The organism is Dyadobacter sp. CY327 (assembly GCF_021390415.1).
Lineage (GTDB): Bacteria > Bacteroidota > Bacteroidia > Cytophagales > Spirosomataceae > Dyadobacter > Dyadobacter chenhuakuii.
In genome coordinates this window covers 1,539,413-1,550,769 of the sequence record NZ_JAJUXJ010000001.1, presented here as the reverse complement: position 1 = coordinate 1,550,769, position 11,357 = coordinate 1,539,413, and the positions used below count along the sequence as shown (strand labels likewise).

The window sequence follows — 11,357 nt, the reverse complement described above, 5'->3', positions numbered from 1 at the left end:
TTCTAAATCTTCCTATTGCGTATCTTTACACTTAATAATCTTACGCTTACAGTTCTTTTTTTATGATCTCCACGCTTGTTAAATCCGCCCTCGGCCGTCTTCGCATCATTGCTTTTCTTGAAGGCATTTCTTACCTCGTTTTGCTCGGCATTGCTATGCCGTTGAAATATCTTGCCGGTCTTCCGCAGGCTGTCCGCATTGTTGGCATGGCGCACGGCGTTTTGTTCGTACTTTTTGTCGTTTTGCTGATCCAGGTTGCTACGGAAAGAAGCTGGTCTTTTAAGAAATCACTTCTGGCTTTCATTTCTTCGCTCGTTCCTTTCGGGACTTTTTATGCGGATGCAAAGTGGTTCAGAAGCTGAGAACACCGCCTGAGCCTTTATTCAACCATTCCTACACCCTGATCAAGTGCAAAAAATTTCTATCCTAAACCTTATTTTTTTCTGTTTAATCATTTCAAAAAGCATTGCACAGAAACCCAATGAAAAATATCAATACAATATTCATTCCGCGACATCCTCGCTGAACATTGATGGTGTCGCGGATGACCTGGCATGGGAATCCGCTGAGGTTGCCAACAACTTTTTCATGATCACGCCTATGGATACAAGTTTTTCCAGGGCGCTTACGGATGTGAAAATGTGCTATGATAAGGACAACCTCTACATTCTGGTGGTTAATTATAAGCCCGTAAAAGGCTCTATTATTGTCGAATCATTGAAAAGGGATTTTTCTTTCGGGAAAAATGACAACTTTCTCCTTTTCATGGACACATTTGATGATAAGACCAATGGTTTTTCATTCGGTGCCAATGCGGCCGGCGCGCCGTGGGATGGCCAGCAGGGAGATGGTGGAACGGTCGATCTGAGCTGGGACAATAAATGGGTGAGCGCGGTAAAGAATGATGATGACAAATGGGTCTGGGAAGCCGCAATTCCTTTCAAAAGCATTCGGTATAAGCCGGGAATAACGAGATGGGGCATTAATTTCAGCCGTCAGGATCTCACTATCTCTGAAAAATCGGCTTGGGCGCCCGTTCCGCGGCAGTTTCCTTCGGCCTCACTGGCTTACACGGGCGTGCTGGCATGGGACGTTCCTCCGCCCAATCCGGGCCCGAACATTTCCATCATACCCTACGCGGCCACGCGTTTGACAAAAGATTATCAAAAAGACACGCCTAATAAATATAAGCCGGCCATCGGAGGCGATGTAAAAATCGGCCTTACCCCTTCTCTGAACCTCGACTTAACTGTCAATCCGGACTTTTCTCAGGTGGACGTGGACGTGCAGCAGACCAATCTGGACCGCTTTGAATTGTTTTTCCCGGAGCGCCGTCAGTTCTTTCTAGAAAATGCTGACCTTTTCGCCAATTTCGGGTACGCTACCATCCGGCCTTTTTTCTCCCGACGCATCGGATTAGGCGTTCCGATTCAGTTTGGTGCGCGTATGAGCGGAAAGATCAACAAGAACTGGCGCATCGGTGTGCTGGACGTGCAGACGGGTTCTTCCGATAGCCTGACGCCCAGAAATAATTACGCGGTTTTTGCATTGCAAAGGCAATTATTAGCCCGGTCCAATGTCCGTTTTATATTTGTAAATAAAGATGCGACGAATTACTCGCCGGAGCAGCATCAGGCCACAAACCGCTATAACCGCAATATAGGAGCAGAATTTAACCTTGCCAGCGCTAAAAACCTCTGGACAGGAAAAGTTATGATGCTCAAATCATTCACACCTGGCAAGTCCACAGACGATTTTACGCACGCTGCTGATTTGAAATTTAACAAAGCCAATTTTTTCTGGCAGTGGCAGCACGAATATGTGGGTAAAAATTTCAATGCAGAAGTAGGTTACGTGCCGAATGCCGTCAGGATGGGTTATTACAAGATCAGTCCGAACATTGGTTATCTGTTTTTTGTCAAAAATCCAAAGATCATCAGCCACGGCCCCAAGCTGATCAGCAATGTATTTTGGGACAAAAAATTTGACCTCAGCGATCGTGAATTTATCCTTTCCTATAACCTGAATTTTATCAACCGCGCCACAGTTGCCGTTTGGGGATCGAGTAATTATGTCAGGTTATTAAGGCCATTTGACCCTACCAACCTCGGTGTGGGAACATTGGCAACCGGCAGCGAGCACAATTGGAAAGCCGCCGGTTTTGACATTGTTTCAGGTCCGCAGAATCGCCTTACTTACACTGCTTCGGGGATTTTCGGCGGTTATTATCAGAATGGTCATCGTAACAATTTACGGGCGGAGCTGGGCTATCGTGTGCAGCCTTACGTAGCGATCACCATGGCTGGAAACTATAACGATATCCGCCTTCCTGAGCCTTGGAAAAGAACGCAGTTATGGCTCGTAGGCCCGCGGGTAGACTTTACATTTACCAATAACCTGTTCTTTACCACATTCATGCAGTACAACAATCAGGCAGATAATATCAACCTGAATGCGCGTCTGCAATGGCGCTATAAGCCGGCTTCGGATTTATTTATCGTGTATACGGATAATTATCTGCCCGAAAATTTCCGGGTTAAGAACCGGGCAGTTGTGTTGAAATTTACCTATTGGTGGAATTTGTAATTCAGTAAAACACTTCAATATTCTTGCTTTTCAGCTGGCCGAGCTGCCTGCTGTATTTGGTCTCCGCATCGTCTTTTACAAATGGGTTGCCGCGCAGGTAAAGTTTTTCCAGTTTCTTTATTTCCAACAGCTGCTCCGGGAAATCGGGGAAGTTGTTGGAAGAAAGATCCAGCTCCTGCAATTTAACGAACGCGGTCAGTTCCGGGGGAAAATTGGTAAACCAGTTAAAACCCAGATCCAGAATTTTCAGATTTTGCATTTTGGTAATGCTTGCCGGGAGTTTGCTAAGCCGATTATGGTGCGCATATAATGTATGAATGCGGCTCAATTTGTCGATCCGTTCGGGCAATGCTTTTATCTGGTTATAGGAAACGGCCAGATGTGTCAGGTTTTTAAGCTTAGTTATGCTTTTCGGCAGCATTTCCAGCTGGTTATAATACAAATCCAATACTTCCAGATTCTTCATTTTCTTAATCCCCTTGGGTAAAACGGCGATGTCGGATTTGTAAAAATTCAGGTCTTGCACCGATTTCAGTTTTCGAAAACTGCCGTTGGACAATGCTGACATTTGGTTACCGCCAAGCCATAGCGTCCTTAATTTCTTGCATTTACGAATGGCGGTAGGAATGTTGGTAAATTTATTTTCTTTCAGATTCAGCAGATATAATGTGTTGTTACCTGTGATCTGAAAGCCTTTTTCGGTGAGCTTATTTTGCTGTAAATGAAGTTGAGCCAGCTTAGGCAGGCGCGCCATATCTATATGAACCGCCTGCAACTCGTTGTTTCCCAGATACAACTCTTCGAGGTTCGGAAACCGGTAAATGACATCGGGTAATGTCTTCAATTCCAGCTGGTTCAGATAAAGCCGCTTGGTTTTTAATGTATCCTGAAAAACGAGCGCCGTTTTGAGGTCAACGACCGAGCTGTCGCCACGCCTAACCTCGCGCACCACAGGCTGCTTCCCTACCGTTCGGACCGACACGACAGAAAACTTTTTCCCTGTTTTCGAAACTTTCCATCCATCAAAACCTGTCAGAAAAGCATATTTGGCGTGTTTATCGAGAGAGTCTTTGTCATATCCATCACCGGTCCGCAAGTCAAAGATCAAATAGTCCAGGCTTCCGGATTCATTGAAATAAATCTGCGTGAATACGGTGATACCCGGATTGGGATTCTCGGGAAATGCGGACGCGATGATCAGACTGGTTTTCTTCATCACCTCAGTCATCATAGACTGCTCCTCACTTCCGTACTCATTAGCGATTTTAATAGGGTCGATGCCCTCTTTTTCGAGATTTTTTGAAGAGACCACCTTCATTTGTGCGCACGCACATTGCACGCACAAGCAGATTAATGCAGAGAATATAGCTTTCATGACATAAAGGTTTTTATGGAAGTGCTAACATAACTAAAAGTTTAGTCATATTATTATAGTTACTTACATATTTGTCGCGAAAGGGAAATGAAGGGGTGAATGAATGAATTTTGAATGAGTGAATGAGTGAATGACTGAATATTTTTTTGTCACTCATTCACTCATTCACTCATTCATTAATTCACTCATTCACTCATTCACTCATTCATTAATTCACTCATTCAAATTACTTACTTCTTTCAATGGTGTATTGAACGAGTTGTTCGAGGGAATGCCGGTGTGGTGACTCAGCGAATTCGTATAAAAGTGCCCTTGCTTCCTCGACGTAACGCTGCATGACCTGCTGTGCGTAACCCAGGCCACCAGAATCTTTTACGAAGGCAATCACCTCGCTCACTTTTTTAGGTTTGTGACTTTCGTTCCGGATGATATTGATGATCCTCCGTTTTTCAAGCCAGCTTGCCTTATTGAGCGCGTAAATGAGCGGCAGCGTCATTTTTTTCTCCTTAATGTCGATCCCAAGCGGTTTGCCGATCTCGTCTTCGCCGTAATCGAAAAGATCGTCTTTGATCTGGAATGCCATGCCCACTTTTTCGCCAAACGCATGCATGCGCTTCACAATGTCAGCCGTAGCACCCACAGAACTGGCGCCTACCGCGCAGCAGGATGCGATAAGCGAGGCAGTTTTTTGCTTAATGATCTGATAGTAAACTTCTTCGTTAATGTCGAGCCGGCGCGCTTTTTCAATTTGAAGCAACTCCCCTTCACTCAGCTCACGAACGGCAGTAGAAACGATTTTTAGGATATCAAATTCCCCATGATCCACGGACAGGAGCAGCCCGCGCGAGAGTAAATAATCACCCACAAGGACGGCTATCTTATTCTTCCACAATGCATTAACAGAGAAAAAACCGCGACGGTAATTGGAGTCATCCACCACATCGTCGTGCACGAGCGTAGCCGTATGGAGCAATTCGATCAATGCGGCGCCCCGATAAGTGGACTCGGCTATCTGGCCGCAAACACCAGCTGAAAGAAACACAAACATCGGCCGCAGCTGCTTGCCTTTGCGGCGGACAATGTAATTCATAATCTGGTCCAGCAGCATTACGTCACTTTTCATAAACTGACGAAACTTGTGCTCAAAAGCCTTCATTTCATCTGCAACCGGGACCTGGATTTCCTTTATTGAAAGGGTCATATTTATGGACGAGGGCTTCAAAAATCCCTCCTGATATAAAAGGCGTCGGAAAAACCGGAATTCGTTTTCATCGTTTTTCCGCTTCTGAACTCTGATCTTCAAATTTGGAATAAAATCTTCTGTTTATATCAATTTTAGTATGAAAATGTTTAGAATTGAAAAAATTAGGATTGCGATCCGTCGTTCTACCATTCAATCACTGCGCCGGCACCCCGGTTCAAACAACGTTACATGAAAGCATTAGTGCTGGGAGGAGGATCAATGAAAGGCGCCTTTCAGGTTGGCGTTATACAAGCTGTGCTGGAAAATGGGTTTGAGCCCGAGATGGTCTACGGCATTTCCGTCGGCGCGCTGAATGCAACGTTTCTTGCCAATGAAGCGGGAAAGCAAATGCACGAAAAGAATGCAGTGCAATGGCCGGTCGTCGGCAGGAAACTGCTCGAATTCTGGATCAAAAACATTACGCAGCCACAGGACATTTCCATGCTCCGCTCGCGGGTAATGCTTGGTATGGCCACGCTTATGAGCCGTTTCGACGGGATCGTGGATCCTATGCCCCTGCATTCCATGATCCGGAAGCACGTGAACGATCAATATCTTCATAACAGCCCCGTTAAGCTGAAAGTAGGCGCCGTGAACATTGGCAGCGGAGAAATAAAGTATGCTTCGCCCGATAACCCCCACTTTATGAGCTATGTATATGCAAGCTCATCCATTCCTATGCTGATGCCCGCAGTCGAGATCGAGCAGCAGCTTTACCTGGATGGCGGTTTGCGGGAAGTGGCCCCTATCCGGCAGGCGATTGAAGATGGTGCTACTGAAATAGTGCTTATTGCCTGCCATTCGCCGCTTTTGTACCAGCCGGAAGACATGAACTCACGCAACCTGATCACATTGATAGAGCGCGTCAGGGACATTACCGTCAATCAGATCGTCAACAGCAACATTGCCTGGGCCGAGTCATTTGTCGACCGCTCCAATCTGCGCGGAAAGCCCATGAAACTAACGGTGATCCGTCCGGCGGCACCGCTTTTTCTTGATTTACAACATTTCACTTCCGAAGACATTTCCCGCCTGATTGTAGAAGGTTACCGGGCTGGGATTGAAGCCGTTATTGCAGCAACCGAAAAAGTACAGAAATAAAAAACCATTATTATAAAGCAAGAAAGTCTGCCCCGGATCGGAACAGACTTTCTTGCTTTATAATAAATCGTCTAGGCTGATCCCTAGTTAAAAATATAACGGATACCGATTTGTGCCTGCCAAACGTCATTGATCGTGCGACCTTTAACGAAAGCATCACGAACCAAAACTGTCTCGCCACCAATTACTTGTGTCCCCATTCTGTATGAAGGAACGCCGTCCGCAGAAACACTTGCGAAGTTAAGCGGGGTCGACTGTGTAGAGTTGGAAGAAACCGTTACCTGGTTGCCTACACCCCATTTGTTGTTGATCATGTTTCCAATGTTGAAAACGTCGGCACGCAAACGGATAATGTTCTTTTTATCTTTTGCACCCACTTTTACATAGAAATCCTGTTCAACGGTCAGGTCAAAGCGGGTTAACCATGGATATGCACCACCGTTACGTTCTGTATATTGTCCTTTTCTTTTTGACAAATAAGGATGGCTGTCGATGTAGTTCTGGAACGCTTCTTTTTGCTGTTCTGGTGAGAACGTGTAGGTCTTTCCATTTACAGTTGTAGTAGAAGTCACGAAATTAACGTCAGAAGCACTTTTCGGCACATATAGCAAGTCATTGTTCTGACCGTCACCATTCATATCCGTCGAGCTGATGTAAGAAAGCTTCGTTCCGCTGTTGGAAACACCGCCTAATGTGATCATCGTTGCTCCGCCGATTTTGCCACCATATTCTTTTCTGTAAGATACGTAACCTACAAAACGGTGACGCAGGTCGTTACCAGACCACGCAAGATCCAGATTGTTCAAACCATTGATCCCCGGCACGTTGCCTTCCACTGTGCTGGAAACAGAAGCGATGTCTTTTGCCTGTCCGTAAGTATAACCCACCATTCCACCAAAGCCGCGGGTTGCCGCTTTTTCCAGTTTTCCTGTGATCGAGTAAGAATAACCTTTGTTGGTGTTTGTCAAGACGTAAACGTTTGAAACATCTCCGTTGATCAGACGCGCCGCAGTCGCAGCTTGTCCGGACAATCCTGATGCAGGAAAACGGTCACGTGAGTCTGTGCCAGCAAACTGAGCAGTTGCAGGTTTAAGGTTCACGTCAATATAGCGGAGTGCATTGTAATTTTTGTTAAAAATACCTTCCACCGTTGCTATAACGCCCCAGCCAAGCTGCTGATCAATACCAATGTTGCTTTTCCAAACCTGTGGGAATTTCAGGTTTTCATCCGAAGCATTGACCTGGTAACCAGTCAACTTCTTGGATTGTTGCGGATTGTATCTGGAAGGATCTAATGTAAATGGAAAGTCTACAGTGTTACTTCCTTGGACTGTTGCAGAGTTCACACCGTTGTTACCCAATTGATTGGATATCAATACATAAGGAATTCTGGACAAGAATAACCCTGTTCCCCCACGCACCTGTGTCATTCTGTTTCCTTTCACGTCCCAGTTGAAACCAAGGCGAGGCGAAAGATAAATGCGTGCTTTCGGAACATTACCTGTGTTCACCTTATAGTCTGCACCTTCATTGTCTTTAAATGTCAATGCGGCTACATCTGCATTGTAATATTGTTTCGAAGTGTTCGGGATGGTGATATAATCTCCGCGAAGACCTGCTGTAACTTTGAAGTTTGGCGCAACCTGATATTCGTCCTGAACATACAAACTAAATGTCTGTGTCTTGAATTCCTGCCAAGGTGCAGAACCGTCCGGAAGCAATGAGTAGCGATAATTGAAACGAACCAATGTGTCCGGCGCAACTGTCAGGTTTGGATTAGCCAAATATGCATTGGCTGCATTTTTAAAATCCTGGATCGATTTGAACACGTAAACACCGTTCGAAGTCGGGAAGAACAAGTTGTTCGATTTGAAATATTCGAAAGAAGCACCCGCTGTTAATGTGTGTTTTCCGGCGAAGTAAGTCAGGTTATCCGTAATGTTCAATGTGGAGTAATCCAGACGGTTGTTCGGTGTAAAAGGATCGGAACCGATTGTCGTGTAAGTTGATCCGTCTTTCTGGATTTCTACGGTTGGGAAAATCGGTGCTTTGTATTTCCTGTCTTCGATCTGCTTATTGAATGTTCCGATCAGGTTATTGGCAAATTTTCCTCCGAAATTTGAGTTCAGTTCTGCTACGAAAGAGCGCGTGTTATCCTGGATAATGTAGCCCGTATTCTGAGGAGAAATTGCTGACAATGAGTTGGTACGGTTACCAAATCCTGCTGTGTTACTGCTGTTGCTCTGGCTGATCAACACGTCCGAATCCGAATCGTGGTGCGAGTAACGCAATGTCAGTTTATGTGCGTCGCTGATGTTATAATCAATGCGCGCAAGAAATTTATTACTCTTGTTCTCATTGTTAAAACCATCAATAGCACCGATGTCATACTTGAATTTATCCTTCATAAATGCGCCAAGATCTTCAAGATCAGCAGCAGTTGTGCGGGAAACATTGTCTCCTGACTGTCCGCGGTTAAGCACAAAATCCAATGCCGGGCTCGAACGTTTTACAAACTCACCGTTAACGAAGAAGAAAAGTTTGTTTTTAATGATCGGCCCGCCCAAACGGAATCCGGTTGTTTTCTCACTGAATTCCGTAACGTTGATCTTGTTTCCGTCCGCTTTGTCCCCCGCCAGGTTTTTATTTTTGAAAAAATGAAAAACCGAACCTGAGAATTCATTTGTTCCTGAGCGCGTTACCGCGTTAATACCCGCACCTGCAAAACCCGATTGACGAATGTCATAAGGAGCAATGTTGATCTGAACCTCTTCAATTGCATCCAGGGATATCGCAGAAGAACCTGTCCGGCCACCCGCTGCCGCCTCGCTACCCAATCCAAAACCGTTGTTGAAAACAGAACCGTCGATGGTAAAGTTGTTATAGCGGCTATCCTGGCCTCCAAATGAGCGGCCATTGCCATATGCATTGTATTTGGTAATGTCGTTAAGTGTCCTTCCCAATGTGGGCAGGCTGGTTAGCAAGCCCTTGTTGAATGTTGTTGCTGCTCCAGTGCGGTCCGAGCTGAAAATATCGCTTCCGGCACCGGTTACCACCACTTCACTAAGTTCAGTAGAACCGTCTTGCAAATCGAAATTAACATTAGCCGCTGTTCCGAGGTTGGCAAAAATGTTTTCTTGTGATTTGTCGCTGAACCCTACAAATGAAACCGTTACAGTGTAAGGGCCACCGACACGAACAGCCGGAATCGTGTAAAGTCCCTGCTCGTTGGTCACGGAACCATACTTACTTCCTGAGGGAACGTGAATCGCTACGACAGTCGCTCCCGGAAGCACATCTCCCTTGCTGTCTGCCACACGACCTGTAATTGCTGATGAAGTAACCTGCGCCCGGGCTTCGGGACTCAGCAGGGACATTAAGAAGACAACCAGCGCAAAGCTCGCTGCCCTGAAAAGTAAACTTTTCACGTTCATAAAATTAGTTGATTTGGTTTTTAATATTAGTAGCTTCATCAAAGGCGATGAGTAATATATACCGTAAAATAAATTCTTTTTTATTTCAATAACAAAATTGCAAATCCTACTAAAATACAATACTAATCGGCGTAACTGCTTGATTTGTTGGAATAATACATAATTCTGTACCAATTATTCAATATTACAAAGATTAAGAAATTGTTAACAAACCAGCGGATCCGCCCCATTGCTTTTTAAAGCAATTATTGATCTGCTAACCAGTTTTTTCGGTTGGAAAATAAATTTTTGAAACACCCGCAAAAAGATCCTGGAAAATCAATGTTGAATTAAAACCGGCCTGGTTTTGTCCTTCTTATAAATAGCCCGACTTTTACATTTCGACTATTAAAACCATTTCCAATACATAATGCAACTCAACTATAAACAGATCGGTGAAAGCGGAAGGGCTGTGATTATTCTCCACGGCGTTTTCGGTTTTCTCGACAACTGGCTTACAATTGGCAAGACCATTTCTGAACACGGCTTCCAGGTATATCTCGTCGACCAGCGCAACCACGGACGTTCCCCGCACGAGGGACATCTGGATTTTCAGACCTTGGCAGCAGATTTGAAGGGCTTTCTGGAAGAGCACCAAATCATTGATCCTGTTCTGATCGGCCATTCCATGGGCGGCAAAACCGTTATGGAATACGCCGTGACTTACCCGGAAACCCTTACACAGCTCGTCATTGTGGACATAGGACCCAAAGCCTACCCTATCCATCATAAAAGAATATTGGAAGGACTTAATGCGATTCCTATCAACGAAATAGAAAGCAGGAACCAGGCGGATGAGATATTAAGCGAATACGAGCCGATTTTAGCGGTGCGTCAGTTTTTGCTTAAAAATCTATACAGGAAAGACGAAGGTGGTTTCGGATGGCGGTTTAACTTGCCAATCCTCACATCCGATATGAGCAAGGTAGGATCAGAGATTGTTTCTAAACAAAAAATTGAAGCTCCCACCCTTTTTATCAAGGGTGAAAACTCCAAATACATTGTTGATGAAGACTGGGAAGGGATACTAAAAATATTTCCGAATGCCCGGCTCGAAAGCATTGCCGACGCGGGACATTGGGTGCAGGCGGAGCAACCGAAAGCATTTGTTGCCGCGCTGCTGAAATTTCTGGAAGAAACTACCTGACATATTTAAGCCGCTGATTATTGCACGGCGTAACGATCATTTCAGGACCGGATAGCTCTATTTCCCAACTGGGGCAATTAACACAATTGACGAGTACGCATAATGGATTCGGCGGAAGCGCGACCTGCGGCTTAACAGGCATTACCTGATCATTGATGATGAGCATTCCCGGGGCGCAGCAACGCGGTTTCCCGTCCGTGTCCAGCATCACACCGTCGGAACGGAAGATCAGCGTGTCTGCCTTGGCGAGGTCGATGGGCTCCCAGACCTTATTTCTGCCGTCGATGGCGTTTTTCTCAACTGCGGTAAGATACCATTTGCCCTGAACAGATAAAAGCTCCGGGGCGTTCATTGCCTCCATTGTGTCTTTTTTACAGGATAACAACAGGGCGATACAGAAGGGTATGTATAGTAACTGTTTCATTGTCTTTT

Annotated in this window: 8 protein-coding genes; 4 read left to right on the top strand and 4 right to left on the bottom strand. The window is 45.3% G+C overall.

The features are described 5' to 3' along the window. Window positions 1-62 precede the first annotated feature (62 nt). Entirely contained in the window at window positions 63-362 is a 300-nt protein-coding gene (locus LZG74_RS06510) for a DUF3817 domain-containing protein (protein ID WP_026630923.1), read from the top strand. Between the two features lie 46 nt (window positions 363-408). Then, window positions 409-2,586, top strand: a complete 2,178-nt coding sequence (locus LZG74_RS06505) for a DUF5916 domain-containing protein (protein WP_233795769.1) — start codon at window positions 409-411, stop codon at window positions 2,584-2,586. Between the two features lies 1 nt (window position 2,587). Here LZG74_RS06505 and LZG74_RS06500 read toward each other — a convergent pair whose 3' ends face one another. Together LZG74_RS06500 and LZG74_RS06495 are read right to left on the bottom strand one after the other, a co-directional pair. Further along, window positions 2,588-3,961, bottom strand: coding sequence for a leucine-rich repeat domain-containing protein (locus LZG74_RS06500; protein ID WP_233795768.1), 1,374 nt, complete (start codon window positions 3,959-3,961; stop codon window positions 2,588-2,590). 226 nt (window positions 3,962-4,187) lie between these two features. Next, window positions 4,188-5,162 (bottom strand): polyprenyl synthetase family protein, encoded by a 975-nt coding sequence (locus LZG74_RS06495; RefSeq protein WP_026630920.1) that lies wholly within the window; start codon window positions 5,160-5,162, stop codon window positions 4,188-4,190. A 231-nt stretch (window positions 5,163-5,393) separates the two neighbouring features. Between LZG74_RS06495 and LZG74_RS06490 the strand changes: the two genes are divergently transcribed. Further along, on the top strand, window positions 5,394-6,305 hold the full coding sequence (locus tag LZG74_RS06490) for a patatin-like phospholipase family protein (protein ID WP_233795767.1): 912 nt from the start codon (window positions 5,394-5,396) through the stop codon (window positions 6,303-6,305). Window positions 6,306-6,388: 83 nt separating this feature from the next. Here the strand turns inward: LZG74_RS06490 and LZG74_RS06485 are convergent, their stop codons facing one another. Beyond that, entirely contained in the window at window positions 6,389-9,739 is a 3,351-nt protein-coding gene (locus LZG74_RS06485; RefSeq protein ID WP_233795766.1) for a carboxypeptidase regulatory-like domain-containing protein, read from the bottom strand. A gap of 409 nt (window positions 9,740-10,148) precedes the next feature. Here LZG74_RS06485 and LZG74_RS06480 point away from each other — a divergent pair, with 409 nt between their 5' ends. Further along, on the top strand, window positions 10,149-10,925 hold the full coding sequence (locus LZG74_RS06480) for an alpha/beta fold hydrolase (protein WP_233795765.1): 777 nt from the start codon (window positions 10,149-10,151) through the stop codon (window positions 10,923-10,925). Here LZG74_RS06480 and LZG74_RS06475 read toward each other — a convergent pair. Beyond that, the gene (locus tag LZG74_RS06475) at window positions 10,918-11,349 is read right to left on the bottom strand and encodes a hypothetical protein (RefSeq protein WP_233795764.1); all 432 of its coding nucleotides are present in this window, start codon (window positions 11,347-11,349) and stop codon (window positions 10,918-10,920) included. The two genes, LZG74_RS06480 and LZG74_RS06475, sit on opposite strands and share 8 nt — an antisense overlap. Window positions 11,350-11,357: the final 8 nt, after the last annotated feature.

Bases quoted from the DNA above. Each gene is read 5' to 3' on its own strand.
- LZG74_RS06510 (WP_026630923.1), top strand. From the start codon at position 63: ATGATCTCCACGCTTGTTAAATCCGCCCTCGGCCGTCTTCGCATCATT.
- LZG74_RS06500 (WP_233795768.1), bottom strand. From the start codon at position 3,961: ATGAAAGCTATATTCTCTGCATTAATCTGCTTGTGCGTGCAATGTGCG.
- LZG74_RS06495 (WP_026630920.1), bottom strand. From the start codon at position 5,162: ATGACCCTTTCAATAAAGGAAATCCAGGTCCCGGTTGCAGATGAAATG.
- LZG74_RS06490 (WP_233795767.1), top strand. From the start codon at position 5,394: ATGAAAGCATTAGTGCTGGGAGGAGGATCAATGAAAGGCGCCTTTCAG.
- LZG74_RS06485 (WP_233795766.1), bottom strand. From the start codon at position 9,739: ATGAACGTGAAAAGTTTACTTTTCAGGGCAGCGAGCTTTGCGCTGGTT.
- LZG74_RS06480 (WP_233795765.1), top strand. From the start codon at position 10,149: ATGCAACTCAACTATAAACAGATCGGTGAAAGCGGAAGGGCTGTGATT.
- LZG74_RS06475 (WP_233795764.1), bottom strand. From the start codon at position 11,349: ATGAAACAGTTACTATACATACCCTTCTGTATCGCCCTGTTGTTATCC.